The sequence below is a fragment of the Blastococcus sp. SYSU D01042 genome, from assembly GCF_054050515.1.
Window position 1 is genome coordinate 330,891 of the sequence record NZ_JBJGZM010000003.1, and the last position, 24,437, is coordinate 355,327.

Below are 24,437 nucleotides of genomic sequence, written 5' to 3' on the forward strand. Positions count from 1 at the left end.
GTCCCGCTCGACCGGGGCCCACCCCCGGGTCAGCAGACCCACTCGAACTTTCACAACCGATCGGCAGGAGCAGAAGACAGCGATGGCGGGACAGAAGATCCGCATCCGGCTGAAGGCCTACGACCACGAGGCGATCGACGCCTCGGCGCGACGCATCGTGGAGACGGTCACCAAGACCGGAGCGCGAGTGGTCGGCCCGGTGCCGCTGCCGACGGAGAAGAACGTGTACGCGGTGATCCGTTCGCCGCACAAGTACAAGGACTCGTTCGAGCACTTCGAGATGCGCACGCACAAGCGGCTCATCGACATCCTCGACCCGACGCCGAAGACGGTCGACGCGCTCATGCGCATCGACCTGCCGGCCTCGGTCGACGTCAACATCCAGTAAGGGCAGTCAGCAGACATGGCGAGCACATTTCGTGGTCTCCTCGGCGAGAAGCTGGGGATGACCCAGGTCTTCGACGAGAACAACCGCCTCGTGCCGGTGACCGTCGTCAAGGCGGGCCCCTGTGTGGTGACCCAGGTCCGCACCCCCGAGGTCGACGGCTACTCGGCCGTCCAGCTCGGGTTCGGCGAGATCGACCCGCGCAAGGTGAACAAGCCCGAGGGCGGGCACTTCACCAAGGCGGGCGTCACGCCGCGGCGGCACCTGGTCGAACTCCGCACCAAGGACGCCGGCGAGTACACGGTCGGCCAGGAGCTGACCGCCGACGTGTTCGACGGCGTGGCCAAGGTCGACGTCATCGGCACCAGCAAGGGCAAGGGCACCGCCGGTGTCATGAAGCGCCACGGCTTCCGCGGACTGGGTGCCGGGCACGGCGTGCAGCGCAAGCACCGCTCCCCGGGTTCCATCGGTGGCGCCTCGACCCCCGGTCGCGTGTTCAAGGGCCTGAAGATGGCCGGCCGCATGGGCCACGTGAAGACGACGACGCTGTCGCTGGTCGTCCACAAGGTGGACACCGAGCGCGGTCTGCTGCTGATCAAGGGCGCCATCCCCGGCCCGAAGGGCGGCCTCGTGCTCGTCCGTTCGGCCGTCAAGGGCGGCCCCGTGGGGAGTGACACCAAGTGAGCCAGTCCATCGAGACGCGCACCGACCGCCAGGTCGACGTGCGCACCCCGGCGGGGGAGACCTCCGGCAGCGTCACGCTGCCCGGTGAGCTCTTCGACGCCGACGCGAACGTCTCGCTGATGCACCAGGTGGTCGTGGCGCAGCTCGCCGCGGCCCGCCAGGGCACGCACTCGACGAAGACCCGAGCCCAGGTCAGCGGCACCGGCGCCAAGCCGTACCGCCAGAAGGGCACCGGCCGGGCCCGCCAGGGCTCGCTGCGCGCGCCGCAGTTCTCCGGCGGTGGCATCGCCCACGGCCCGGTGCCGCGCGACTACACCAAGAAGACGCCCAAGAAGATGAAGGCTGCCGCTCTCCGCGGCGCCCTGTCCGACCGGGCGCGCGAGGGCCGCGTGCACGTCGTGTCGGCGTTCGTCGACGGCGACGCCCCGAAGACCAAGGCCGCCCTGGCGACGCTCACCGCGATCACCACGGCCACCAAGGTCCTCGTGGTCCTCGACCGCGACGACGTCCTCAACTGGGTCAGCCTGCGCAACCTGCCGCAGGTGCACCTCATCGAGGCCGGCCAGCTGAACACCTACGACGTGCTGGTGGCCGACGAGGTCGTCTTCACCGAGACCGCGCTGGCCGAGTACGTGGCCGGGCCGGCCAAGGGCAAGAGCTCCGGCGCCGACCTGCCCGACCTCGCCACCCGCGAGATCCCGGGTGGCATCCCGTCCATCGCCCCCGCCGCCGGCGAGGGCACCGTCGAAGAGACCACCGAGGAGCAGGCATGAGCGTCCGCGACCCCCGGGACGTCCTGCTCTCCCCGGTCATCTCCGAGAAGAGCTACGGGCTGCTCGACAGCAACCAGTACACGTTCATCGTGCTGCCCGAGGCCAACAAGACGCAGATCAAGATCGCGGTCGAGCAGATCTTCGACGTGAAGGTCATCGGCGTGAACACGATCAACCGCCAGGGCAAGCGCAAGCGCAGCCGTGGCACGCAGATGGGCAAGCGCAAGGACACCAAGCGCGCCATCGTCTCCGTCGCCCCGGGCGACCGCATCGAGATCTTCGGGGGCCCGGGCGCCTGACGGCACCCGGACCTACACGGACCAGAGATATAGACAGGGACTGAGTCAGCAATGGCTATCCGTAAGTACAAGCCGACGACGCCGGGCCGCCGCGGCTCCAGCGTCGCCGACTTCGCCGAGGTCACCCGCGACCATCCCGAGAAGTCGCTGGTCCGGCCGCTGCACGGCCGCGGTGGGCGCAACGTCCACGGCAAGGTGACCGCTCGCCACCAGGGTGGCGGCCACAAGCGCGCCTACCGGCTGATCGACTTCCGCCGGGCGGACAAGGACGGCGTGCCGGCCAAGGTCGCGCACATCGAGTACGACCCGAACCGCACCTCGCGCATCGCGCTGCTGCACTACGCCGACGGGGAGAAGCGCTACATCATCGCCCCGGCCCGGCTCAAGCAGGGCGACACGGTCGAGTGCGGCCCCGCGGCCGACATCAAGCCGGGCAACAACCTGCCGCTGCGGAACATCCCCGTCGGCACGGTCGTTCACGCCATCGAGCTCCGCCCCGGTGGCGGCGCGAAGATCGCCCGGTCGGCGGGCACCAGCGTCCAGCTGGTCGCCCGTGAGGGCCGGTTCGCCCAGCTGCGCATGCCGTCGGGCGAGATCCGCAACGTCGACGTGCGCTGCCGCGCAACCGTCGGCGAGGTGGGCAACGCCGAGCAGTCGAACATCAACTGGGGCAAGGCCGGCCGCATGCGGTGGAAGGGCAAGCGCCCGACCGTCCGCGGTGTCGCCATGAACCCGGTCGACCACCCGCACGGTGGTGGTGAGGGCAAGACCTCCGGTGGTCGCCACCCGGTGAACCCCAAGGGCAAGCCGGAAGGCCGGACGCGCAAGCGGAAGGCCAGTGACGCCCTGATCGTGCGCCGCCGGCGCGCCAACAAGAAGCGCTGAGCGGGATAGGAGCCGACAGAGATGCCACGCAGCCTGAAGAAGGGCCCGTTCGTCGACGACCACCTGCTCAAGAAGGTGGACGCCCAGAACGAGAAGGGCACCAAGAACGTGATCCGCACCTGGTCACGTCGTTCGACGATCATCCCGGACATGCTCGGCCACACCCTCGCGGTGCACGACGGCCGCAAGCACGTGCCGGTGTTCGTGACCGAGGCGATGGTCGGGCACAAGCTCGGCGAGTTCGCGCCCACGCGCACGTTCCGCGGGCACATCAAGGACGACCGCCGCTCGCGGCGGGGCTGACCAGGTAGAGAGAGATTCAGATGACTTCCCAGTTGGGACAGGAGGCGCCGGTCGCCCGGGCTACGGCCCGGTTCGTCCGCGTGACCCCCATGAAGGCCCGCCGGGTGGTGGACTTGATCCGCTACCTGCCCACCGACGAGGCGCTGGCGCTCCTGCGCTACGCCCCGCAGAGCGCGAGCGAGCCGGTGGCCAAGGTGGTCGCCAGCGCCGTGGCCAACGCCGAGCACAACCTCCAGCTCGACCCGGCCGCGCTGGTCGTCAGCGCCGCCTACGTCGACGAGGGCCCCACGCTCAAGCGGATCCGTCCGCGTGCGCAGGGCCGGGCGTTCCGCATCAACAAGCGGACCAGCCACATCACCGTCGAGGTCAGCGAGGTCGCGACCAGCGCCGAGCTGGCGCAGAAGTCGCGCAAGGCCCGCCGGGAGACCGGCATGACCGGCCCCGCGACCCAGCAGTCCAGCAGCAACACGAGGGGAGGGACCCGCTAGTGGGTCAGAAGGTCAACCCGCACGGGTTCCGGCTCGGGATCACCACCGACTACAAGTCCCGGTGGTACGCGGACAAGCTGTACAAGGACTACGTCAAGGAAGACGTCGCGATCCGCAAGCTCATGTCCAAGGGCATGGAGCGGGCCGGCATCTCCAAGGTGGAGATCGAGCGCACGCGTGACCGCGTCCGCGTCGACATCCACACCGCCCGCCCGGGCATCGTCATCGGCCGCCGCGGCGCCGAGGCCGACCGCATCCGCGGCGAGCTGGAGAAGCTCACCGGCAAGCAGGTGCAGCTGAACATCCTCGAGGTCAAGAACCCCGAGTCCGACGCGCAGCTGGTCGCCCAGGGCGTGGCCGAGCAGCTCTCCAGCCGGGTCAGCTTCCGCCGTGCCATGCGCAAGGCGATGCAGTCGGCGCAGCGCAGCCCGCAGGTCAAGGGCATCCGGGTGCAGTGCTCGGGCCGCCTCGGCGGCACGGAGATGAGCCGCTCGGAGTTCTACCGCGAGGGTCGCGTCCCGCTGCACACGCTGCGCGCGAACATCGACTACGGCATCTACGAGGCCCGCACCACCTTCGGCCGCATCGGCGTCAAGGTGTGGATCTACAAGGGTGACGTCAGCGGCTCCCGCGCCGAGCGCGAGGCCCTCGAGGCCCTCGCCGCCCGCCAGGGCCAGCGTCGCGAGCGCCCGCAGCGCCCGCGTCGCTCGGGCTCGTCGGGCACGACCGCCGGTGGCACCGAGGCCGGCCGCGCCGCGGCCACCGAGGGCACCGGACCTGCCGTCGACACCACCGCGAGCACCGTCGCCATCTCCTCCGGCGACGTCGCCCCGGAGACGACCGTCGCCGAGGTCGCCGGTCCGGAGGCCACCGCTGCCGCCGAGGCTGTGTCCGCGGAGACCCCGCCCACCCAGCCGACCGAGAACACGGAGAGCTGAGCCATGCTCATCCCACGGCGCGTCAAGCACCGCAAGCAGCACCACCCCAGCCGGTCGGGCCGGGCCAAGGGCGGCACCGAGATCAACTTCGGCGAGTTCGCGATCCAGGCCCTCGAGCCGGCCTACGTGACCAACCGTCAGATCGAGTCCGCTCGTATCGCCATGACGCGGCACATCAAGCGTGGCGGCAAGGTGTGGATCTCGATCTACCCGGACCGTCCGCTGACCAAGAAGCCGGCCGAGACCCGCATGGGTTCCGGCAAGGGCTCGCCCGAGTGGTGGGTGGCCAACGTCAAGCCCGGCCGCGTGCTGTTCGAGCTGTCCGGTGTCGCCGAGCCCGTGGCCCGCGAGGCCATGCGTCGCGCGATCCACAAGCTGCCGATGAAGTGCCGCTTCATCACGCGAGAAGGAGAAGTGTGATGGCCGCCGGTCTGACCGCTCCCGAGCTGCGCGAGCTCTCCGCCGACGAGCTCGCCTCGCGGCTGCGCGAGTCCAAGGAAGAACTCTTCAACCTGCGGTTCCAGGTGGCCACCGGCCAGCTGGACAACAACCGGCGACTGCAGACCGTCCGCCGCGACATCGCCCGGATCTACACGATCATGCGCGAGCGCGAGCTGGGTCTCTCGGTCGCCCCGAACGAGGGTGTGGCATGAGCGAGACCCAGGAAGCTACCGGCCCCGGCCTGGCCGGCCGCGGCTACCGCAAGGTCCGCGAGGGCCTGGTCGTCAGCGACAAGATGGAGAAGACCATCGTCGTCGAGGTCGAGGACCGCGTGAAGCACGCGCTCTACGGCAAGGTCATCCGCCGCACGACCAAGCTCAAGGTCCACGACGAGCAGGGGGTCGCCGGCATCGGTGACCGCGTGCAGATCATGGAGACCCGGCCGATGTCGGCCACCAAGCGGTGGCGGCTCGTCTCGGTCGTCGAGAAGGCCAAGTAACGAGGCGGCCCTCCGGGGCCGCAGCGGGTAGGAGTACCCTGGACCATCGGCGCGCATCTCACCCTCCGGGGCCGCGCGCGCCGCATCCCGGTTCCCGTGCTCGAGACGCACCGGCGGCTGCCGCCGCCGGCGCGTCGGCACGAGGGGCCGGACAGCCGGTTCACCGTTCCGGCCCGGCTGTCACCACGAAGTATTTGGGAGTAGCACGTGATCCAGCAGGAGTCGCGACTGCGTGTCGCCGACAACACCGGTGCGAAGGAGATCCTCTGCATCCGGGTGCTCGGCGGCTCGGGGCGACGCTACGCGGGCATCGGCGACATCATCGTCGCCACCGTGAAGGACGCGCTGCCGGGTGCCGGTGTGAAGAAGGGTGACGTCGTCAAGGCCGTCATCGTCCGCACCGTCAAGGAGCGCCGTCGCCCCGACGGTTCCTACATCCGGTTCGACGAGAACGCCGCGGTCATCATCCGCGACAGCGGCGACCCGCGCGGGACCCGCATCTTCGGGCCCGTCGGCCGGGAGCTGCGCGACAAGCGCTTCATGCGGATCATCTCGCTCGCCCCGGAGGTGCTGTGATCATGGCTGCCACGAGCAACGGCAAGACGCCGTCCATGAAGGTCAAGAAGGGCGACACCGTCCTGGTCCTCGCCGGCCGGGACAAGGGTGCCAAGGGCCGCGTCATCGCCGCCTACCCGAAGCTGCAGAAGGTCCTGGTCGAGGGCGTCGGACGGGTGAAGAAGCACACCCGCATCAGCTCGAACCAGCGCGGCGCCCAGCAGGGCGGGATCGTCACGCAGGAGGCTCCCATCCACGTGAGCAACGTGATGGTGATCGACTCCGAGGAGAAGCCGACCCGCGTCGGCTACCGCAAGGACGAGGAAGGCCGCAGCATCCGTGTCTCGCGGCGGACCGGTAAGGACCTCTGAACATGAGCGCACCCACCCGCGAGCTGCCCCGCATGCTCGCCAACTACCGCGAGAACATCGTGCCGGCCCTCCAGGGCGAGTTCGGCTACGACAACGTCATGCAGATCCCGCGCCTGACGAAGATCGTCGTCAACATGGGCGTCGGCGAGGCGACCCGAGACGCGAAGCTGATGGACGGCGCGGTCCGCGACCTCACCGCCATCACCGGGCAGAAGCCGGCCGTCGTCCGCGCCCGCAAGTCCATCGCCCAGTTCAAGCTGCGCGAGGGCATGCCGATCGGCGCCAAGGTCACCCTCCGCGGCGACCGCATGTGGGAGTTCCTCGACCGCCTGCTGTCGCTCGCCCTGCCCCGCATCCGTGACTTCCGCGGCCTGAACGCCAAGCAGTTCGACGGTCACGGCAACTACACGTTCGGGCTCACCGAGCAGTCGATGTTCCGCGAGATCGACGTCGACAAGATCGACCGGCCGCGCGGCATGGACATCACGCTGGTCACCACCGCCACGACCGACGAGGAGGGTCGCGAGCTGCTCCGCCAGCTCGGCTTCCCCTTCGCCGGCCAGCCCGTCGTCACGACCGTCCGCTGAGTCGGGCAGGAGAGAAGCAATGGCCAAGAAGGCGCTGATCAACAAGGCGGCCCGCAAGCCCAAGTTCGCGGTCCGTGGCTACACCCGCTGCCAGCGGTGCGGTCGTCCGCACTCGGTGTTCCGCAAGTTCGGCCTGTGCCGGATCTGCCTGCGCGAGATGGCGCACGCCGGGGAGCTCCCGGGCGTGAAGAAGAGCTCCTGGTAACGCAGCACGACCCCTCGCACCACTCCCAGCACCACTGATCGCCGACAGGCCCGGCGCCAAGTCCCCGAGACCCGGCGCACGAGGAACCGCGGCGAGAGAGGCAACACCCGACATGACGATGACCGACCCGATCGCAGACATGCTGACGCGTCTGCGGAACGCCAACCAGGCGTACCACGACTCCGCGGTCATGCCGTCCTCCAAGCTGAAGACGCACATCGCCGAGATCCTCCAGCAGGAGGGTTACATCGGCGGCTGGCGCGTGGACGACGTGGAGAAGGACGGCAGCACGTTCAAGCAGCTGGTGGTCGACCTCAAGTACGGCCCCAACCGCGAGCGCAGCATCGCCGGCGTCCGCCGCGTCTCCAAGCCGGGACTGCGCGTGTACGCGAAGTCCACCGCGCTGCCCAAGGTGCTCGGCGGCCTGGGCGTGGCGATCATCTCCACGTCCACCGGGCTGCTCACCGACAAGCAGGCGAACAAGAAGGGCGTGGGTGGGGAAGTCCTCGCCTACGTCTGGTAAGAGGAGCGAGCGAAGATGTCACGGATCGGACGACTCCCGATCGCCGTGCCCGGTGGTGTGGACGTCGGCATCGACGGACAGACGATCAGCGTGAAGGGACCGAAGGGCGAGCTCCGCCACACGGTCGCCGCGCCGATCACCGTCGAGCGCGACGAGGACGGCACGCTGCGGGTGCAGCGCCCCAACGACGAGCGGCAGAACCGCGCCCTCCACGGGCTCTCGCGGACCCTGATCGCCAACATGATCACCGGCGTCACCGAGGGGTACACCAAGACCCTCGAGATCGTCGGTGTCGGTTACCGCGTCCAGGCGCGCGGCTCGGACCTCGAGTTCGCCCTGGGCTTCAGCCACCCGGTGCCCGTCAAGGCACCGGACGGCATCACCTTCGCCGTCGAGAGCCCGACCCGCCTGCGGGTCAGCGGCATCGACAAGCAGCTCGTCGGCGAGGTCGCAGCCAAGATCCGCAAGATCCGCAAGCCCGACCCGTACAAGGGCAAGGGCGTGCGGTACCAGGGCGAGGTCGTCAAGCGCAAGGTCGGGAAGACGGGTAAGTGATGGCTCAGGCAGAGAAGTCCGCTCGGGTCCACAAGCCCGTCGGCACCGACATCAGCACGGCGCGCCGCGTCTCGCGGCTGCGTCGCCACAACCGGCTGCGCAAGCGCGTCTCCGGTACCGCCGAGCGTCCGCGCCTGGTGGTCAAGCGGAGCTCGCGCCACATCCACGTGCAGGTCGTCGACGACACCGTCGGCCGCACCGTGGTCAGCGCCTCCACGATGGACGCCGGCCTCCGCGGCGCCGAGGGCGACAAGTCCGCCCTGGCCCGCCAGGTGGGTGCCCTGGTGGCGGAGCGGGCGAAGGCCGCCGGCATCTCGGCGGTCGTCTTCGACCGCGGTGGCAACCGGTACGCCGGGCGGATCGCCGCCCTGGCCGACGGTGCCCGCGAGGGTGGTCTGGACTTCTGATGACCACCCACACCAGCAGCACGAGCGAGCAGATCGAGAGGGACGTCTGATGCCAGGACCACAGCGACGCGGCGGCGGCGCCGGCGGCGGCAACGACCGCCGTGACCGTCGTGACGGCGGGCGGGGCCCCGGCGGCGCACCCGCCGAGAAGAGCAACTACATCGAGCGCGTGGTGGCCATCAACCGCGTGTCCAAGGTCGTCAAGGGTGGTCGGCGCTTCAGCTTCACCGCCCTGGTGATCGTGGGCGACGGCGACGGCACCGTGGGCGTCGGCTACGGCAAGGCCAAGGAGGTGCCCGCGGCCATCGCCAAGGGCGTCGAGGAGGCCAAGAAGCACTTCTACAAGGTGCCTCGCATCGCCAGCACCATCCCGCACCCCGTGCAGGGTGAGGCGGCGGCCGGTGTCGTGCTGCTCAAGCCGGCCAGCCCCGGTACCGGTGTCATCGCCGGTGGCCCGGTGCGCGCCGTCCTCGAGTGCGCCGGCATCCACGACGTGCTCTCCAAGAGCCTCGGGTCCTCGAACCCGATCAACATCGTGCACGCCACGATGCAGGCGCTGAAGGACCTCGTCCGTCCCGAGGAGATCGCGGCCCGCCGCGGTCTGCCCCTGGAGGACGTCGCCCCGGCAGCCATGCTCCGTGCCCGTGCGGGCCAGGGGGTCTGAGATGGCGCAGCTCAAGGTCACCCAGATCAAGTCGGCCATCGGCACGAAGCCCAACCAGCGCCAGACGCTGCGCTCGCTGGGCCTCAAGCGGATCCACGACTCGGTCGTCCAGGAGGACCGTCCCGAGATCCGCGGGATGGTCGCGACGGTGCCGCACCTGGTCACCGTCGAGGAAGTCTGAGGGAGGACTCGCCATGACACTGAAGGTCCACCACCTGCGTCCGGCTCCCGGCGCCCACACCGCCAAGACCCGCGTGGGTCGCGGTGAGGGCTCCAAGGGCAAGACGGCCGGCCGCGGCACCAAGGGCACCGGCGCGCGGGGCAACACGTCCGCCCGCTTCGAGGGCGGCCAGACCCCGCTGCACATGCGGCTGCCCAAGCTGTCGGGCTTCAAGTCCCCGAACAAGGTCGTCTTCCAGGTCGTCAACCTCGACCGGATCGCGGCGCTCTTCCCGCAGGGCGGCACGGTCAACCCGGACACCCTCGCCGAGGCCGGTGCGGTCCGCCGCAACCAGCCGGTGAAGGTCCTGGGCACCGGCGAGCTCGGCGGCGTCAAGGTCGACGTCCAGGCGCACGCCTTCTCCTCGGCCGCGGCCGAGAAGATCGGCGCCGCCGGGGGCAGCACGACCCGCATCTGATCGGTCCCCCACCGGCCCCACCGCTCGCGCGGTGGGGCCCGCAGGGGGGACACCACGGGCCCGTCCTGCTCCGCGGGACGGGCCCGTTGCTAATCTCAGCCGACCAACTAGGGGAGGGCACGTGCTGCAGGCGTTCGCCGCTGCGTTCCGGACGCCAGATCTCCGGCGCAAGCTGCTGTTCTCCCTGGCGATCATCGCCGTCTACCGGCTGGGTGCGCAGGTGCCCGGGCCGGGGGTGTCGGTCGAGGCCATCAACAACTGCCTCGACATCGCCCAGTCCGGCTCCCAGCGGGACATCTACTCGCTGGTGAACCTCTTCTCCGGCGGTGCGCTGCTGCGCCTGTCGGTCTTCGCGCTCGGCATCATGCCGTACATCACCGCGAGCATCATCGTCCAGCTGCTGGTCGTCGTCATCCCGCGCTTCGAGCAGCTGAAGAAGGAAGGGCAGTCGGGTCAGGCGAAGCTGACCCAGTACACCCGCTACCTGACGATCGCCCTCGCGGTCCTGCAGAGCACGGGCATCATCGCGCTGGCCCGTAGCGGCCAGCTCTTCCCCGGCTGCTCCGAGCCGATCATCCCGTCGGACTCCGTGTGGACGACGGTGATCCTGGTGGTCGCGCTGACCGCCGGCACGGCGCTGGTCATGTGGCTCGGCGAGCTGCTCACCGAGCGCGGCATCGGCAACGGCATGTCGGTGCTGATCTTCACCTCGATCGCCGCCCGCATCCCCGCTGAGGGCGGGTCGATCCTTCAGACCCGCGGCGTCCTGGTCTTCACCGTCGTCTGCGCCTTCGCGATCCTCATCATCGGCGCGGTCGTGTACGTGGAGCAGGCGCAACGGCGCATCCCGGTGCAGTACGCCAAGCGCATGGTCGGACGCCGCATGTACGGCGGCACGTCGACGTACCTGCCGCTGAAGGTGAACCAGGCCGGCGTCATCCCGGTCATCTTCGCCTCGTCGCTGCTGTACCTGCCGCAGCTGATCAGCCAGCTGCAGGGCGACGAGACCGGCTCGGTGCGGCGGTTCTTCGAGAACTACATCATCGACCAGAGCAGCCCGGTGCACGTCGCGCTGTACTTCGCGCTGATCGTCTTCTTCACGTACTTCTACGTGTCGATCACATTCAACCCGGAGGAGCGGGCCGACGACATGAAGCGCTACGGCGGCTTCATCCCCGGCATCCGCCCGGGTCGCCCGACGGCGGAGTACCTGCAGTACGTGCTGTCGCGGATCACCCTCCCCGGCGCCCTCTACCTCGGGATCGTCGCCGTGCTGCCGAACTTCTTCCTCGCGGTGACGCAGGAGGGGCAGAACCAGAACTTCCCGTTCGGCGGGACCGCTGTGCTGATCATGGTCGGAGTGGGGTTGGAGACGGTGAAGCAGATCGAGACGCAGTTGAACCAGCGCAACTACGAAGGGTTCCTGAAGTAGTGCGCGTCGTCCTGCTGGGGCCGCCCGGAGCGGGCAAGGGCACCCAGGCGCAGTTCATCGCCGGTCGTCTCGCCGTCCCGGCGATCTCCACCGGTGACATCTTCCGCGCCAACGTCAGCGGTCAGACCGAGCTCGGCCAGAAGGCCAAGGTCTTCATGGACGCCGGTGACCTGGTGCCGGACGAGATCACCGTCGCCATGGTCAAGGACCGCCTCGCCGAGCCCGACGCCAAGGCCGGCTTCCTGCTCGACGGCTTCCCGCGGACCATCGCGCAGGCCGAGCAGCTCGCCGAGTCGCTGGGCGACCTCGGCCACGGCCTGGACCGCGTCCTCGAGCTCGTCGTCGAGGAGGAGGAGCTGGTCCGCCGGCTGTCCGGGCGACGCATGCTCGTCGACGGCCAGATGGTGCAGCGCGACGACGACAAGCCCGAGACCGTGCGGCACCGGCTCGAGGTGTACCGGGAACAGACCGCGCCGCTGTCCGGGTTCTACGAGGGCGAGGGCCTGCTCGCCCGGATCGACGCCATCGGCGCGGTCGAGGAGGTGACGGAGCGGGCGCTCCGTGCACTCGGCGTCGACCCCGACGGCGCGCCCCCGGCCGGCGCCTGAGGCCGGTCGGCTGTGCACGGCGACCGTCGTGAGGCGTTGCTGGCGCGGGTGCCGCTGCTGGCGAAGTGGAGTGGACGCATGATCCAGATCAAGTCGGCGCAGGAGATCGAGCGCATGCGCGCCTCCGGTCTCGTGACCGCCGGTGCGCACGCCGCCATGAAGGCGGCGCTGCGCCCGGGCATCACCACCGGTGAGCTCGACGCCATCGCGGAGGACCACATCCGGTCGCAGGGCGCGGTGCCGAACTTCCTCGGCTACCACGGCTTCACCGGCACCATCTGCGCGTCGATCAACGACGAGGTCGTCCACGGCATCCCGGACCCGGACCGCGTGCTGGTCGAGGGGGACAACATCTCCCTGGACTGCGGCGCCATCCTCGACGGCTGGCACAGCGACTCCGCCGTCACGCTGACGGTGGGGGAGGCCTCGGCCGAGGACGCCGAGTTGCTGGCCGTGACGGAACGGTCGATGTGGGCCGGGCTGGCCCGGGCGCTGGCCGGGGGGCGGCTGACCGACATCAGCCACGCCGTGGAGGAGTCGATCCGGTCCCACGACCACCACTACGGGATCGTCGACCACTACGGCGGCCACGGCATCGGCACCGAGATGCACCAGGACCCGCACGTGCTGAACTACGGCCGCGCGGGCCGGGGACCCAAGCTCGTGCCCGGTCTGGTGCTGGCGATCGAGCCGATGGTCACCGTGGGGGACCCGGCCACCGTCGAGCTGGAGGACGGCTGGACCGTGGTGACGAAGGACGGCTCGCGGGCCGCCCACTTCGAGCACACCGTGGCGATCACCCCCGAGGGCCCCTGGGTCCTGACCGCCGAGGACGGCGGCGTCGCCGGGCTGGCGCCGTTCGGCGTGGCCGCGCGGTCCTGAACCGCCGGCGGGTGTAGCCCACCCCTCACGGGGGCCGGTTGGGAACCCGTGTGGCGTCAGGTACGATTCCCTGTGGCGCTAGCGCCGTTCTTTCGTCGTGCTGTGGCCGCGTGACGGGGAACGCCCTCTGCGACAGCGCCTGCACCACCTGTTCTGCAAACCACCGAGCGCTGCGTCCCGGGTCCGACCGCGGGCGCGTGCGAGGCACGAGTACCACCGAGTCAAGGAGTGCGTGTAGGGCATGGCGAAGAAGGACGGGGCCATCGAGGTCGAGGGTCGCGTCGTCGAGCCGCTGCCCAACGCGATGTTCCGGGTCGAACTGCAGAACGGGCACCGGGTGCTCGCCCACATCAGCGGCAAGATGCGTCAGCACTACATCCGCATCCTGCCCGAGGACCGCGTGGTCGTGGAGCTCTCGCCCTACGACCTGACGCGCGGTCGCATCGTCTACCGCTACAAGTAACTGCTCGGCCAGCGACTGCCCTCCGGCAGAGACGCGGCCGGCACACGATCGAGGAATGAGGGGCGGCACCGGTGAAGGTCCAGCCGTCGGTGAAGAAGATCTGCGACAAGTGCAAGGTGATCCGCCGGCACGGCCGGGTCATGGTCATCTGCGACAACGCCCGGCACAAGCAGCGCCAGGGCTGAGGGAGTACCAGGACATGGCACGACTGGCAGGCGTCGACCTCCCCCGCGAGAAGCGGCTGGAGATCGCGCTGACCTACATCTACGGCATCGGCAAGACCCACGCCAAGGAGACCCTGGCCGCGACGGGCGTCAGCCCGGACCTGCGCGTCAAGGACCTCGGCGACGAGGACCTGCTGAAGCTGCGCGACTACATCGACGAGCACTTCCGCGTCGAGGGTGACCTGCGCCGCGAGGTGGCCGCCGACATCCGCCGCAAGGTGGAGATCGGTTGCTACCAGGGGCTGCGTCACCGCCGTGGGCTCCCCGTCCGCGGTCAGCGCACCAAGACGAACGCGCGCTCGAGCAAGGGCCCGCGCAAGACCATCGCGGGCAAGAAGAAGGCCCGCTGACCCACAGCACGGCGACGTGCGGTCACGGCGACCCGTGAGGGCGGGAGTGACCGCGCAGCACGTGCGCTGCCGGACGGCAGCAACCCCAGGCCACAGCAACTGAAGGAAACCGGAGAGACATGCCTCCCAGGGCTCGCACCGCGGCTGGTGCCAAGAAGGTCCGCCGCAAGGAGAAGAAGAACGTCGCCCACGGCGCCGCGCACATCAAGAGCACGTTCAACAACACGATCGTGTCGATCACCGACCCCAACGGCAACGTGATCAGCTGGGCCTCCGCCGGCCACGTCGGCTTCAAGGGCTCGCGCAAGTCCACGCCGTTCGCGGCGCAGATGGCTGCCGAGAACGCCGCGCGCAAGGCGCAGGAGCACGGCATGCGCAAGGTCGACGTCTTCGTGAAGGGCCCTGGCTCCGGTCGCGAGACGGCCATCCGCTCCCTGCAGGCCACCGGCCTCGAGGTCGGGCAGATCCAGGACGTGACGCCGCAGCCGCACAACGGCTGCCGCCCCAAGAAGCGCCGCCGGGTCTGACCGGTCACTGACGAGACGAAACAGGAGTATTTGACGTGGCCCGTTACACCGGAGCCGATTGCCGCCTCTGCCGGCGCGAGAAGATGAAGCTGTTCCTCAAGGGCAGCAAGTGCGAGTCCGCGAAGTGCCCGATCGAGATCCGGCCCTACCCGCCGGGCGAGCACGGCCGCGGCCGCACCAAGGACAGCGAGTACCTGCTCCAGCTGCGCGAGAAGCAGAAGGCCCGCCGCATCTACGGCGTGCTCGAGAAGCAGTTCCGCGGTTACTACGAAGAGGCCAACCGCAAGAGCGGCAAGACCGGCGAGGTCCTGCTCCAGATCCTGGAGTCCCGCCTCGACAACGTGGTCTACCGCGCCGGCTTCGCCGAGTCCCGCGACATGGCCCGCCAGCTGGTGCGCCACGGCCACATCCGGGTGAACGGCCGCAAGGTCGACATCCCCTCGTACCGGGTGTCGGAGAACGACATCGTCGAGGTGGCCGAGAAGTCCCGCACGATGCTGCCGTTCGAGGTCGCCCAGGCCCGCGCCGGCGAGCGCCCCGTGCCCCCGTGGCTCGAGGTCATCAGCAGCCAGCTGCGCGTGCTCGTCCACAACATCCCGGCCCGCCAGGTGATCGACACCCCGGTCCAGGAGCAGCTGATCGTGGAGCTCTACTCGAAGTAGCACCACCGGGCTCCGGCGGGCGGACAGATGCCCGCCGGAGCCAGCACCACCCCCTCACGGCGTCATATGGCGGTCGCCGGAGGACCTGGAGGAGAAACACCATGCTCATCGCACAGCGCCCCACCCTCACCGAGGAGACCATCTCGGAGCAGCGCTCGCGGTTCGTCATCGAGCCGCTCGAGCCGGGCTTCGGCTACACCCTCGGCAACTCCCTGCGCCGCACGCTCCTGTCGTCGATCCCCGGCGCTGCTGTCACCAGCATCCGGATCGAGGGCACCCTGCACGAGTTCACCACCGTGCCGGGCGTCAAGGAGGACGTCACCGAGCTGATCCTGAACCTCAAGGGCCTGGTGGTCAGCTCCGACTCCGACGAGCCGGTGACCATGTACCTGCGCAAGCAGGGCCCCGGTGAGGTCACGGCCGCGGACATCGCGCCGCCGGCCGGCGTCGAGGTGCACAACCCCGACCTGCACATCGCCACCCTCAACGGCAAGGGCCGCCTCGAGGTCGAGCTCGTCGTCGAGCGCGGTCGCGGCTACGTCCCGGCCCCGCAGAACAAGCAGCCCGGCCAGGAGATCGGCCGCATCCCGGTCGACTCGATCTACTCGCCGGTCCTCAAGGTGACCTACGCGGTCGAGGCGACCCGTGTCGAGCAGCGCACCGACTTCGACCGCCTCGTGGTCGACGTCGAGACCAAGCCCTCCATCGCCCCCCGCGACGCCATCGCGTCCGCGGGGTCGACGCTGGTCGAGCTGTTCGGCCTGCTGCGCGAGCTGAACGTGGACGCCGAGGGCATCGAGGTCGGGCCCAGCCCGGCCGAGGCCGCCGACATCGCGAACTTCTCGATGCCGATCGAGGACATGGACCTCACCGTCCGGTCCTACAACTGCCTCAAGCGCGAGGGCGTGCACACCGTCGGTGAGCTCGTCACCCGCTCCGAGGCCGACCTGCTCGACATCCGCAACTTCGGTGCGAAGTCGATCGACGAGGTCAAGATGAAGCTCGCGGCGATGGGCCTGGCCCTGAAGGACAGCCCGCCCGGGTTCATCCCCACCTCGATCGAGAGCTACGACGAGGGCTACGAGACCGACGCCTACCAGGGCACGGCCGAGTTCGCCCCGGGCTACGAGCAGGCGCAGTACGACGAGGGCTCCTACCAGGAGACCGAGCAGCTCTGAGGCGCGTCGGCCGGCGGGGGACACCCCGCCGGCCGCACGGGCCTCCGGCCCGGCACGCTGACCAGCAACGACAGCACGACCACGGAACGCAGCCGCCCCCGCACCGGCCGGCAGCCTGAGGAAGGACCGACATGCCCACCCCCACCAAGGGTCCCCGTCTCGGCGGATCCCCCGCGCACCAGCGGCTGATGCTGGCCAACCTGGCCACGTCGCTGTTCGAGCACGGGCGGATCACCACCACCGAGGCCAAGGCCAAGCGGCTGCGTCCCCTGGCCGAGAAGCTGGTGACCTTCGCCAAGCGGGGCGACCTGCACGCTCGCCGCCAGGTGATGACGACGATCCGTGACAAGGACGTCGTGCACACCCTCTTCGCCGAGATCGGCCCGCGCTTCGCGAACCGGCCGGGCGGCTACACCCGCATCACCAAGGTCGGTCCGCGCAAGGGCGACAACGCCCCCATGGCCGTCATCGAGCTCGTCGAGGCGCTGACCGTGGCCCAGCAGGCCGTCGGCGAGGCCGAGCGCGCCCGCGGCACGCAGTTCGCCGCCGGTGCCGGGGCCTCCGCCGCTGCCGGTGAGGTCACCGCCGACGCCGTCGAGCCGGCTGCCGCGGACGAGTCCGCCGACAGCGCGGACTCCGCCGACAGCGCCGACTCGGCGGACTCCGCCGACTCGGCCGACAGCCCGGACGAGGCCGGCGACGCCACCGCGGAGGCGGACGCCGGCACGGACGGCGCCAAGTGACCAGCTCCACGGGGGCCGAGCCGGGCCCCGGCGCCGGCGCCTCCGGTGTGCAGGCCGGCGGCGGTGACCAGGGCGCGACCTTCGAGGGCGAGACCACCGGTCCCGGCGGCGACACCTCACCGGCCGTGGTCGACCTCACCGTCACCGACGAGGCCCAGCAGGTCGTGACCGACGTCTACAACCCGGACGGCGAGCGCCAGGACGACGGCGACGTCGACCGGCAGCCGACCGCGGAGAACGGCGTCGTGGTCGAGGGAGAGGACATCTCCCCGGAGGTGGCGGACGCCGCTGCCGCCGAGGTCAACGCCGCCGAGCAGGGCGACGCCGCGACGGCCAGCCTGCACGCCCCCGGGGGCGAGTCGGCTCCCGACCCGCGCTGACGCCCCGAGCACGCTGAGCACCGGACACTCGGACGAGCCCGCCACCGACACCGGTGGCGGGCTCGTCCGTCTCCGTCTCTCGGTGGCCTACGACGGCACGGCGCTGCACGGCTGGGCCCGCCAGCCCGCCCAGCGGACGGTGCAGGGCGACCTCGAGCAGGCGCTGGCCACCGTCCTGCGCACACCGGTCGAGCTGACCGTGGCCGGCCGGACCGACGCCGGCGTGCACGCCACCGGGCAGGTGGCGCACTGCGACGTCCCCCGGGAGCTCTGGGAGCAGCAGCGCGACCGCCTGGTGCGCCGGCTGCGCGGGATCCTGCCGCCCGACATCGCCGTCCCGGCCGTGGTCGAGGCGCACCCCGACTTCGACGCCCGCTTCGCCGCCCTGGGCCGGCACTACGTCTACCGGCTGACCGACGCCCCGTGGGGGCCGCCGCCGCTGCGCCGAGCCGACACCGTCGCCTGGCCCCGGACCCTGGACGCGGACGCGATGGCGGCGGCCGCGGCGCTGCTCCTCGGCGAGCACGACTTCGCGGCCTTCTGCCGCCGTCGGGAGGGCGCCACGACGATCCGGACCCTGCTGGCCCTGGACGTGGTGCGGGACGGCGAGCTGGTGCGGATCTCGGCGTCCGCCGACGCGTTCTGCCACTCGATGGTGCGCAGCCTGGTCGGCGCGCTGACCGCGGTCGGTGAGGGGCGGCGCGCCCCCGCCTGGCCGGCGGAGCTGCTGGCCCGCGACGAGCGGGCCGGCGAGGTGCCCGTCGCGCCCGCGGGTGGGCTGACGCTGGTCCGGGTGGACTACCCGCCGGACGACATGCTGGCCGACCGCGCGCTGCTCACCCGGGCCCGCCGGGCCTAGCCGCGGCAGCCACCGCCTCGGCGATCGGGGTGTCGCCGGCGACGAGCTCGACCACCAGGCCGTCGCGCCGGGCGTCGATCAGCGCCACCAGCACCGCGGCGACGTCGTCCCGGGAGATGCTGCCGTAACCGGTGCTGCGGGCCAGCCGCACGCGCCCGGTGCCGGGGTCGTCGGTGAGCCCGCCGGGCCGCAGCACGGTCGTGGCCAGGCCCGGGCGGGGGAGGACGTCCTGCTCGGCGCGCAGCTTGGCCTGCAGGTACACGGCGAAGACCGGGTCCATCCCGTCCGGCGTGCCCTCGCGGGCCTGCTCGACACCCATGGAGGACACCAGCACGTACGGGCGCACCCCGGCGCGCTCGGCGGCGTCGGCGAGCAGCACGGCCGCGCCGTGATCGACGGTGTGCTTGCGCGCCTCGCCGCTGCCCGGGCCGGCACCGGCGGCGAAGACCACCGCGTCAGCACCGCGGGCGACGTCGGCCAGCGCTTCGACCGACGCCTGCTCGAGGTCGAGGACGACGGGCTGCACCCCGTCGGCGCGCAGGTCCGCCTCGTGGTCGGGGTTGCGGACCAGGCCGAGGACGGTGTCGCCGCGGGCGGCCAGCAGGCGGCCGAGGCGGCGGGCGACCTGCCCGTGGGCGCCGGCGACGAGGATGCGCATGGGCGGGGCCCTACCCGTGGAGCTGCGCGGCTACCGCCCGGGCGCGGGCGAGGTCCTCCGGTGTGTCGCAGTCCACCCACGGCGGCGGGGTCCCGGGCGGCACGTCCGGGCGCAGGCGGTCGACCGCGAGCCCGGCCAGCAGCCCGCGCAGGGACGACGGCCCGCCGGCCGGGGCGAGCACGGCGCGCAGGGCGTCGGTCCGCCAGGCGCCGAGCAGGTACTGGTCGCGGCCGCCGTCGTCGACGACGAGGACACCGTCCCCGGTGAGGGCCGCGCGCAGCTCGGTGACCAGCTCGGCCGGGAGGAACGGGAGGTCCCCGGCCAGCAGCACGACGACGGGGCTGCCGATCTCCGCCAGGCCCGCCCGGAGCGCCGCCACCGGGCCGCCGCCCGGCGGGTCCTCCCGGACCACGACGACGTCGGCCGGCACCGGCTGGGGCGGGCCGACCACGACCCGGCGCTCGGCGCCGGCGACCGCGTCCAGCACGGCGGCCAGCAGCGTGCGGCCGCCCACCTCCAGCTGCGGCTTGGCCTGCCCGCCCAGCCGCTCGGCCCGGCCGCCGGCGAGCACGACGGCGGCGTACGGGGGCAGCTGGTCCACGGGCGCCACCGTAGGCGCGTGGGTACCGTCCCTGCCGTGGGACGAGTCACCAGCCGGACACCGGTCCTGCGCATCCGCGGCACGCAGCGCAGCACCCGGCCGGACACCGTGGCCGCGGAGGAACCGCTGGAGATCCGCCTGGCCGGCAGCCCGCTCGCGGTCACCATGCGCACGCCGGGCGACGACTTCGACCTCGTGCACGGGTTCCTGGCCACCGAGGGGGTCATCGCCGGGCCGGACGACGTCGCCGGGCTGCGCTACTGCGACTCCGTCGACGCCGACGGCCGCAACACCTACAACGTCGTCGACGTGGACCTCGCCCCCGGCGTCCCCGTCCCGGACACCGGTCTGGAGCGGAACTTCTACACCTCCAGCTCGTGCGGCGTCTGCGGCAAGGCGAGCATCGACGCCATCCGGACGAAGACGGCCTTCGACGTCGCCGCGGACGACGTGCGGCTGCCGCTGGAGACGTTGCTGGCGCTGCCCGACCGGTTGCGCGCCGAGCAGGAGGTCTTCGACAAGACCGGGGGGCTGCACGCCGCCGGGCTGTTCTCCGCCGACGGCGGGCTGCACGCGCTCCGGGAGGACGTCGGCCGGCACAACGCGGTGGACAAGGTCATCGGCGACGGCGTCCGCGCGGGGCGGCTGCCGCTGACCGGTCAGGTGCTGATGGTGAGCGGCCGCGCCAGCTTCGAGCTGACCCAGAAGGCGGCGATGGCGGGCATCCCGGTGCTGGCGGCGGTCTCGGCGCCGTCGTCCCTGGCGGTGGAGCTGGCGCGCGAGGTGGGCATCACGCTGGTCGGGTTCCTGCGCGGCGACGGCTGCAACGTCTACACGCGCACGGAGCGGATCGTCCTGCCCGACTGACTCAGTGGTCGCCGCCTCGCAGCTGGCTGACCAGGTGGGGGAGCAGCGGGCCCAGGACGGCGAGCCCGTCCTCCACGCCGCCGGTCGAGCCGGGGAGGTTGACGATGAGCGTGCGCCCGGCGGTGCCGGCCAGGCCGCGGGAGAGCACCGCGGTGGGCACGCCGTTGTCGGCCCCGTACCGGCGGACCGCCTCGGCGATGCCGGGCGCCTCGCGCTCGAGCACGCGCCGGGTCGCCTCGGGGGTGACGTCGGTGGGGGAGACCCCGGTGCCGCCGGTGGTGACGACGACCTCGATGCCGGCGTCGACGGCGGCGCGCAGCACCGCCTCGAGCTCGTCGACGTCGTCCGGGCGGACCTTCGGGCCCTCGATCTGGAAGCCGAGCCCGGCCAGGCCCGCGGCCAGCGCCCGCCCGCTGCGGTCCTCGTAGACGCCGGCGGCGGCGCGGTTGGAGGCGGTGACGACGAGCGCACGCACCCCGGCGGGCAGCTCGGTCACCGGGTCCACACCCCGCTCTTGCCGCCGGACTTCCGCAGGAGACGGACGTCGGTGATCTCGGCGCGCGGGTCGACCGCCTTGACCATGTCGATCATCGTCAGCCCGGCGACGGTGACGGCGGTCAGCGCCTCCATCTCCACCCCGGTGCGGTCGGCGGTGCGCGCGGTCGCGGTGATCTCGACCGCGTCGTCGGCCACCTCGACGTCGACGGTGACCCCGTGCAGCGCGATGGGGTGGCACAGCGGCACCAGGTCTGGCGTCCGCTTGGCACCGGCGATGCCGGCGATCCGGGCGACGGCGACGGCGTCGCCCTTCGGCACGCCCGTGCCGCGCAGCAGCGCGACGACCTCGGCGCTCACCAGCACACGGCCGGCGGCCGTCGCCTCGCGGGCGGTCACCGCCTTGGCGCTGACGTCGACCATGCGCGCGGCGCCGGTCTCGTCGACGTGGGTCAGCCTCTGCTCGCTCACCGGAGCGCTCCTTCGATCAGCACGACGTCGACCTCGGCGCCGGCGGCCAGTTCGGTGACGTCCTCGGGGACGACGACCAGGCAGTTGGCGCGCGCCAGGTGGGCCACCAGGTGCGAGCCGGGCCCGCCGACCTGCGAGACCTGCCCGTCCTCGTAGCGCCCGCGCAGGAACTGCCGGCGGCCGGCGGGCGAGCGCAGCGGGCCGGTCAGCCGGGCCGGGGCGCGCAGCCGGTCCGGGGTGGAGTGCCCGAGGGCCCGCCGCAGCGCGGGGCGGACGAAGACCTCGAAGGAGACGAAGGCGCTCACCGGGTTGCCCGGCAGGGTGATCACGGGCACGCCGTCGACGGTGCCTGCGCCCTGCGGGCCCCCGGGCTGCATCGCGACCTTGCCGAACTCGACGGTGCCCAGGCCGCGGAAGGCGTCCTTGACCACCTCGTAGGCGCCGGCGCTGACCCCGCCGCTGGTGACCAGCAGGTCGGCCGACGGCAGCTCGGCGCGGACGGTGGCCAGGAACTGCTCGACGTCGTCGGGCACGAAGTGCAGCCGGCGGGGGACGCCGCCGGCCTCCTCCACGGCCGCGGCGAGCAGCAGCGAGTTGGACTCGTAGATCTGCCCGGGGGCGAGCGGTTCGCCCGGGGCGACCAGCTCGCTGCCGGTGGAGAGGACCAGCACCCGCGGCCGGCGCCGGACCGGGAGCTCGGTGAGGCCCACGGCGGCGGCCAGGCCGAGCTGCGCGGCGCCGAGCGGCGAGCCGGCGGACAGCGCGACCTCGCCGGCGCCGATGTCCTCGCCGGCCCGGCGCAGGTGGGTGCCGGCGGCCGGGGAGTCGCGGATCTCCACCTCCACGGTGCCGCCGTCGGTCAGCTCCACCGGGACGACGACGTCGGCTCCCGGGGGGAGCGGGGCCCCGGTCATGATCCGGTGCACCGTGCCCGGCGCCAGCGGGACGACGTCGGTGCGCCCGGCCGGGATGTCCTCGGCCACCGGCAGCCGCACCGGGGCGTGCCCGGCGCCACCCACCTCGGCCCAGCGTGCGGCGTACCCGTCCATCGCGGAGTTGTCGAAGCCGGGCAGCGCGACCGCCGCTCGGACGTCGCGCGCCAGCACCCGGCCGTGCGCCGCTGCCAGCGGCACGGACTCCTCGGGCAGCGGGAGGAGCAGTCCCTCGACCGCAGCCCGGTGTTCCTCGACGGTCCGCACGGGCCCATCCTGGCCGATGGGCACCGGACCGGCGCCCGGGCGGTCCACCGCGCGGGTGACGGGGGTGGTCCGGGCCGCGGCGTCCGGGGACCCCGGTTATCGTCCGGGACGTCGGCGACGGTGAGGAGGACGCGTGGCAGAGATCGACCGGATGCTCGAGGCGAACCGGGTGTGGGCCGAGGGCTTCCCCGGCAGCAAGCCGGTGCGCCCGGCCCGCAAGGTGGCCGTGGTGGCGTGCATGGACTCCCGCATCCCGCTGTTCGGCGTGCTCGGCCTCGACATCGGTGACGCGCACGTCATCCGCAACGCCGGCGGGGTCATCACCGAGGACGTCATCCGCTCGCTGACGATCAGCCAGCACGCGCTGGGCACCCGCGAGATCGTGCTGGTGCACCACACCGAGTGCGGCCTGCAGTCGACCGACGACATCTCCTTCGCCGACAAGGTGGAGGAGGCCACCGGCCGCCGTCCGCCGTGGGCGGCGCGGGCCTTCACCGACGTCGACCAGGACGTCCGGGAGTCGATGCGGCTGATCCGGGAGAGCCCCTACCTGCTCTCCCGCGAGGTGCGCGGCACCGTCTTCGACGTGGCGACGGGTCTGCTGCGCGAGATCGAGTAGGCCGCCGCGGGGAGGGGGGCGCGCCGCGGCTGGTATCGTGACCGGCTGGCGCGCGCAAGCCGGCTGGTGCCCGCGCGTCGCAACGTCTCCCGTGCTCGGTGGGGCGATCCGACCAGCCTTCCCGACAACGACGGAGGACACGAGCGCCGTGCGCACGTACACCCCCAAGCCCGGCCAGGTGGACCGGGCCTGGCTCGTCATCGACGCCACCGACGTGGTGCTCGGTCGACTGGCCAGCCAGACCGCGCAGCTCCTGCGCGGCAAGCACAAGCCGCAGTACGCCCCGCACGTCGACGTGGGTGACTTCGTCGTCATCGTCAACGCCGGGAAGGTCGCCCTGACGGGCAGCAAGCGCGACAACAAGCTGGCCTACCGCCACTCCGGTCACCCGGGTGGCCTGAAGACCATCAACGTCGGCGACCAGCTGCGCACGCACCCCGACCGCGTCATCGAGCGCGCGATCAAGGGCATGCTGCCGCACAACAGCCTGGGCCGTCAGATGCTCAAGAAGCTCAAGGTCTACGCGGGCCCCGAGCACCCCCACGCTGCGCAGCAGCCCCAGAACTACGAGATCAAGCAGGTGGCCCAGTGACCAGCGCTCTGACCGTGACCGACGCCGACGGGCGTCCGATCCAGACCGTCGGTCGCCGCAAGGAGGCCATCGTCCGGGTGCGCCTCGTGCCCGGCACCGGCCAGTTCACCTTGAACGGCCGCACGCTCGAGCAGTACTTCCCGAACAAGGTGCACCAGCAGCTCATCCGCGAGCCGTTCGTGACCCTCGAGAAGGCCGAGCAGTACGACGTCATCGCGCTCCTCAAGGGTGGCGGCGTCACCGGGCAGGCCGGCGCGCTGCGCCTCGGCATCGCCCGCGCCCTCATCGAGGTCGAGGCCGAGGACCGTCCGGCCCTCAAGAAGGCCGGCTTCCTCACCCGTGACCCGCGGGTCAAGGAGCGCAAGAAGTACGGGCTGAAGAAGGCCCGCAAGGCGCCCCAGTACTCCAAGCGCTGACCGGTACGTCC

General features: G+C 71.6%; 42 protein-coding genes. 37 read left to right on the forward strand and 5 right to left on the reverse strand.

All coding sequences use genetic code 11. The annotated features are described in order from the left end of the window. The first annotated feature begins 82 nt into the window (after positions 1 to 82). The 33 genes from rpsJ (at position 83) to truA (ending at position 18,508) form a co-directional block, all read left to right on the forward strand. Entirely contained in the window at positions 83 to 388 is a 306-nt protein-coding gene (rpsJ, locus tag ACI79H_RS08235) for a 30S ribosomal protein S10 (protein ID WP_014377994.1), read from the forward strand. A 15-nt stretch (positions 389 to 403) separates the two neighbouring features. Further along, on the forward strand, positions 404 to 1,069 hold the full coding sequence (rplC, locus tag ACI79H_RS08240; protein WP_456553891.1) for a 50S ribosomal protein L3: 666 nt from the start codon (positions 404 to 406) through the stop codon (positions 1,067 to 1,069). Continuing rightward, a complete protein-coding gene (gene rplD / locus ACI79H_RS08245) occupies positions 1,066 to 1,842 on the forward strand; it encodes a 50S ribosomal protein L4 (RefSeq protein ID WP_456553892.1) in 777 nt (258 codons plus the stop codon). The genes rplC and rplD overlap by 4 nt, the downstream gene beginning before the upstream one ends. Continuing rightward, positions 1,839 to 2,141, forward strand: coding sequence for a 50S ribosomal protein L23 (rplW, locus tag ACI79H_RS08250; RefSeq protein WP_456553893.1), 303 nt, complete (start codon positions 1,839 to 1,841; stop codon positions 2,139 to 2,141). The genes rplD and rplW overlap by 4 nt, the downstream gene beginning before the upstream one ends. A gap of 51 nt (positions 2,142 to 2,192) precedes the next feature. After that, the gene (gene rplB, locus ACI79H_RS08255) at positions 2,193 to 3,026 is read left to right on the forward strand and encodes a 50S ribosomal protein L2 (protein ID WP_456553894.1); all 834 of its coding nucleotides are present in this window, start codon (positions 2,193 to 2,195) and stop codon (positions 3,024 to 3,026) included. A 21-nt stretch (positions 3,027 to 3,047) separates the two neighbouring features. Continuing rightward, positions 3,048 to 3,329, forward strand: coding sequence for a 30S ribosomal protein S19 (gene rpsS / locus ACI79H_RS08260; protein ID WP_029340037.1), 282 nt, complete (start codon positions 3,048 to 3,050; stop codon positions 3,327 to 3,329). A 20-nt stretch (positions 3,330 to 3,349) separates the two neighbouring features. Next, on the forward strand, positions 3,350 to 3,817 hold the full coding sequence (rplV, locus tag ACI79H_RS08265) for a 50S ribosomal protein L22 (RefSeq protein ID WP_456553895.1): 468 nt from the start codon (positions 3,350 to 3,352) through the stop codon (positions 3,815 to 3,817). Next, positions 3,817 to 4,755: a 30S ribosomal protein S3 gene (gene rpsC, locus ACI79H_RS08270; RefSeq protein ID WP_456553896.1), complete on the forward strand. Its 939-nt coding sequence runs from the start codon at positions 3,817 to 3,819 to the stop codon at positions 4,753 to 4,755. The genes rplV and rpsC overlap by 1 nt, the downstream gene beginning before the upstream one ends. Before the next feature lie 3 nt (positions 4,756 to 4,758). Then, a complete protein-coding gene (gene rplP, locus ACI79H_RS08275) occupies positions 4,759 to 5,175 on the forward strand; it encodes a 50S ribosomal protein L16 (RefSeq protein WP_104523783.1) in 417 nt (138 codons plus the stop codon). Further along, positions 5,175 to 5,408, forward strand: coding sequence for a 50S ribosomal protein L29 (gene rpmC / locus ACI79H_RS08280; protein WP_097194642.1), 234 nt, complete (start codon positions 5,175 to 5,177; stop codon positions 5,406 to 5,408). The genes rplP and rpmC overlap by 1 nt, the downstream gene beginning before the upstream one ends. Then, positions 5,405 to 5,695 (forward strand): 30S ribosomal protein S17, encoded by a 291-nt coding sequence (gene rpsQ / locus ACI79H_RS08285; RefSeq protein WP_456553897.1) that lies wholly within the window; start codon positions 5,405 to 5,407, stop codon positions 5,693 to 5,695. Before rpmC ends, rpsQ begins: the two co-directional genes overlap by 4 nt. Before the next feature lie 207 nt (positions 5,696 to 5,902). After that, positions 5,903 to 6,271 (forward strand): 50S ribosomal protein L14, encoded by a 369-nt coding sequence (gene rplN, locus ACI79H_RS08290; RefSeq protein ID WP_091770139.1) that lies wholly within the window; start codon positions 5,903 to 5,905, stop codon positions 6,269 to 6,271. Positions 6,272 to 6,273: 2 nt separating this feature from the next. Next, positions 6,274 to 6,621, forward strand: a complete 348-nt coding sequence (gene rplX, locus ACI79H_RS08295) for a 50S ribosomal protein L24 (protein WP_456553898.1) — start codon at positions 6,274 to 6,276, stop codon at positions 6,619 to 6,621. Positions 6,622 to 6,623: 2 nt separating this feature from the next. After that, the gene (rplE, locus tag ACI79H_RS08300) at positions 6,624 to 7,208 is read left to right on the forward strand and encodes a 50S ribosomal protein L5 (RefSeq protein ID WP_456553899.1); all 585 of its coding nucleotides are present in this window, start codon (positions 6,624 to 6,626) and stop codon (positions 7,206 to 7,208) included. A gap of 19 nt (positions 7,209 to 7,227) precedes the next feature. Next, positions 7,228 to 7,413, forward strand: coding sequence for a type Z 30S ribosomal protein S14 (locus ACI79H_RS08305; protein WP_091981751.1), 186 nt, complete (start codon positions 7,228 to 7,230; stop codon positions 7,411 to 7,413). 118 nt (positions 7,414 to 7,531) lie between these two features. Beyond that, the gene (gene rpsH / locus ACI79H_RS08310; RefSeq protein WP_456554014.1) at positions 7,532 to 7,936 is read left to right on the forward strand and encodes a 30S ribosomal protein S8; all 405 of its coding nucleotides are present in this window, start codon (positions 7,532 to 7,534) and stop codon (positions 7,934 to 7,936) included. Between the two features lie 15 nt (positions 7,937 to 7,951). Next, a complete protein-coding gene (rplF, locus tag ACI79H_RS08315) occupies positions 7,952 to 8,491 on the forward strand; it encodes a 50S ribosomal protein L6 (RefSeq protein WP_456553900.1) in 540 nt (179 codons plus the stop codon). Then, the gene (rplR, locus tag ACI79H_RS08320; protein WP_456553901.1) at positions 8,491 to 8,898 is read left to right on the forward strand and encodes a 50S ribosomal protein L18; all 408 of its coding nucleotides are present in this window, start codon (positions 8,491 to 8,493) and stop codon (positions 8,896 to 8,898) included. Before rplF ends, rplR begins: the two co-directional genes overlap by 1 nt. Positions 8,899 to 8,947: 49 nt before the next feature. Further along, on the forward strand, positions 8,948 to 9,562 hold the full coding sequence (gene rpsE, locus ACI79H_RS08325; RefSeq protein WP_026857030.1) for a 30S ribosomal protein S5: 615 nt from the start codon (positions 8,948 to 8,950) through the stop codon (positions 9,560 to 9,562). A 1-nt stretch (position 9,563) separates the two neighbouring features. Continuing rightward, on the forward strand, positions 9,564 to 9,743 hold the full coding sequence (rpmD, locus tag ACI79H_RS08330) for a 50S ribosomal protein L30 (protein WP_311343780.1): 180 nt from the start codon (positions 9,564 to 9,566) through the stop codon (positions 9,741 to 9,743). Between the two features lie 13 nt (positions 9,744 to 9,756). Next, on the forward strand, positions 9,757 to 10,200 hold the full coding sequence (gene rplO, locus ACI79H_RS08335; RefSeq protein ID WP_456553902.1) for a 50S ribosomal protein L15: 444 nt from the start codon (positions 9,757 to 9,759) through the stop codon (positions 10,198 to 10,200). A gap of 121 nt (positions 10,201 to 10,321) precedes the next feature. After that, entirely contained in the window at positions 10,322 to 11,632 is a 1,311-nt protein-coding gene (gene secY, locus ACI79H_RS08340) for a preprotein translocase subunit SecY (RefSeq protein WP_456553903.1), read from the forward strand. Continuing rightward, positions 11,632 to 12,240, forward strand: a complete 609-nt coding sequence (locus ACI79H_RS08345; protein ID WP_456553904.1) for an adenylate kinase — start codon at positions 11,632 to 11,634, stop codon at positions 12,238 to 12,240. Before secY ends, ACI79H_RS08345 begins: the two co-directional genes overlap by 1 nt. A gap of 78 nt (positions 12,241 to 12,318) precedes the next feature. Beyond that, positions 12,319 to 13,122, forward strand: a complete 804-nt coding sequence (map, locus tag ACI79H_RS08350) for a type I methionyl aminopeptidase (RefSeq protein WP_456553905.1) — start codon at positions 12,319 to 12,321, stop codon at positions 13,120 to 13,122. A 241-nt stretch (positions 13,123 to 13,363) separates the two neighbouring features. Then, the gene (gene infA / locus ACI79H_RS08355; protein WP_012950459.1) at positions 13,364 to 13,585 is read left to right on the forward strand and encodes a translation initiation factor IF-1; all 222 of its coding nucleotides are present in this window, start codon (positions 13,364 to 13,366) and stop codon (positions 13,583 to 13,585) included. Positions 13,586 to 13,656: 71 nt separating this feature from the next. After that, complete coding sequence (gene rpmJ / locus ACI79H_RS08360) at positions 13,657 to 13,770, forward strand: 50S ribosomal protein L36 (RefSeq protein WP_012950458.1); 114 nt, start codon at positions 13,657 to 13,659, stop codon at positions 13,768 to 13,770. Between the two features lie 14 nt (positions 13,771 to 13,784). Then, positions 13,785 to 14,159, forward strand: a complete 375-nt coding sequence (gene rpsM / locus ACI79H_RS08365) for a 30S ribosomal protein S13 (RefSeq protein WP_456553906.1) — start codon at positions 13,785 to 13,787, stop codon at positions 14,157 to 14,159. A 119-nt stretch (positions 14,160 to 14,278) separates the two neighbouring features. Beyond that, complete coding sequence (gene rpsK, locus ACI79H_RS08370) at positions 14,279 to 14,686, forward strand: 30S ribosomal protein S11 (protein WP_026857037.1); 408 nt, start codon at positions 14,279 to 14,281, stop codon at positions 14,684 to 14,686. A 35-nt stretch (positions 14,687 to 14,721) separates the two neighbouring features. After that, complete coding sequence (rpsD, locus tag ACI79H_RS08375) at positions 14,722 to 15,348, forward strand: 30S ribosomal protein S4 (RefSeq protein WP_456553907.1); 627 nt, start codon at positions 14,722 to 14,724, stop codon at positions 15,346 to 15,348. Positions 15,349 to 15,449: 101 nt separating this feature from the next. Beyond that, positions 15,450 to 16,526: a DNA-directed RNA polymerase subunit alpha gene (locus tag ACI79H_RS08380; RefSeq protein WP_456553908.1), complete on the forward strand. Its 1,077-nt coding sequence runs from the start codon at positions 15,450 to 15,452 to the stop codon at positions 16,524 to 16,526. A gap of 131 nt (positions 16,527 to 16,657) precedes the next feature. Further along, positions 16,658 to 17,269: a 50S ribosomal protein L17 gene (gene rplQ / locus ACI79H_RS08385; RefSeq protein WP_456553909.1), complete on the forward strand. Its 612-nt coding sequence runs from the start codon at positions 16,658 to 16,660 to the stop codon at positions 17,267 to 17,269. Then, positions 17,266 to 17,649: a hypothetical protein gene (locus tag ACI79H_RS08390; protein ID WP_456553910.1), complete on the forward strand. Its 384-nt coding sequence runs from the start codon at positions 17,266 to 17,268 to the stop codon at positions 17,647 to 17,649. Before rplQ ends, ACI79H_RS08390 begins: the two co-directional genes overlap by 4 nt. An 82-nt stretch (positions 17,650 to 17,731) precedes the next feature. Then, positions 17,732 to 18,508 (forward strand): tRNA pseudouridine(38-40) synthase TruA, encoded by a 777-nt coding sequence (gene truA, locus ACI79H_RS08395; RefSeq protein ID WP_456553911.1) that lies wholly within the window; start codon positions 17,732 to 17,734, stop codon positions 18,506 to 18,508. Here truA and ACI79H_RS08400 read toward each other — a convergent pair. Both ACI79H_RS08400 and mobA read right to left on the reverse strand, forming a co-directional pair. Then, positions 18,486 to 19,166, reverse strand: coding sequence for an SDR family oxidoreductase (locus tag ACI79H_RS08400; RefSeq protein ID WP_456553912.1), 681 nt, complete (start codon positions 19,164 to 19,166; stop codon positions 18,486 to 18,488). The two genes, truA and ACI79H_RS08400, sit on opposite strands and share 23 nt — an antisense overlap. 10 nt (positions 19,167 to 19,176) lie before the next feature. Continuing rightward, a complete protein-coding gene (mobA, locus tag ACI79H_RS08405) occupies positions 19,177 to 19,767 on the reverse strand; it encodes a molybdenum cofactor guanylyltransferase (protein WP_456553913.1) in 591 nt (196 codons plus the stop codon). A gap of 36 nt (positions 19,768 to 19,803) precedes the next feature. Between mobA and fdhD the strand changes: the two genes are divergently transcribed. Continuing rightward, on the forward strand, positions 19,804 to 20,634 hold the full coding sequence (gene fdhD, locus ACI79H_RS08410; RefSeq protein ID WP_456553914.1) for a formate dehydrogenase accessory sulfurtransferase FdhD: 831 nt from the start codon (positions 19,804 to 19,806) through the stop codon (positions 20,632 to 20,634). Between the two features lies 1 nt (position 20,635). Here the strand turns inward: fdhD and ACI79H_RS08415 are convergent, their stop codons facing one another. From ACI79H_RS08415 to moeA, 3 genes are read right to left on the reverse strand one after another with little or no spacing between them, the layout of a single operon-like run. After that, positions 20,636 to 21,130 carry a MogA/MoaB family molybdenum cofactor biosynthesis protein gene (locus ACI79H_RS08415; RefSeq protein WP_456553915.1) on the reverse strand — a complete coding sequence of 165 codons (495 nt, stop codon included), beginning with the start codon at positions 21,128 to 21,130 and terminating at the stop codon, positions 20,636 to 20,638. Beyond that, positions 21,127 to 21,600: a cyclic pyranopterin monophosphate synthase MoaC gene (gene moaC / locus ACI79H_RS08420; protein ID WP_456553916.1), complete on the reverse strand. Its 474-nt coding sequence runs from the start codon at positions 21,598 to 21,600 to the stop codon at positions 21,127 to 21,129. The genes ACI79H_RS08415 and moaC overlap by 4 nt, the downstream gene beginning before the upstream one ends. Next, positions 21,597 to 22,799, reverse strand: coding sequence for a molybdopterin molybdotransferase MoeA (gene moeA / locus ACI79H_RS08425; protein ID WP_456553917.1), 1,203 nt, complete (start codon positions 22,797 to 22,799; stop codon positions 21,597 to 21,599). Before moeA ends, moaC begins: the two co-directional genes overlap by 4 nt. A gap of 133 nt (positions 22,800 to 22,932) precedes the next feature. Here moeA and ACI79H_RS08430 point away from each other — a divergent pair, with 133 nt between their 5' ends. From ACI79H_RS08430 to rpsI, 3 genes are all read left to right on the forward strand, one after another. Further along, positions 22,933 to 23,418, forward strand: a complete 486-nt coding sequence (locus ACI79H_RS08430) for a beta-class carbonic anhydrase (protein WP_456553918.1) — start codon at positions 22,933 to 22,935, stop codon at positions 23,416 to 23,418. A gap of 148 nt (positions 23,419 to 23,566) precedes the next feature. Next, positions 23,567 to 24,010, forward strand: coding sequence for a 50S ribosomal protein L13 (rplM, locus tag ACI79H_RS08435; protein WP_456553919.1), 444 nt, complete (start codon positions 23,567 to 23,569; stop codon positions 24,008 to 24,010). Next, positions 24,007 to 24,426 (forward strand): 30S ribosomal protein S9, encoded by a 420-nt coding sequence (gene rpsI / locus ACI79H_RS08440; protein ID WP_456553920.1) that lies wholly within the window; start codon positions 24,007 to 24,009, stop codon positions 24,424 to 24,426. Before rplM ends, rpsI begins: the two co-directional genes overlap by 4 nt. Positions 24,427 to 24,437: the final 11 nt, after the last annotated feature.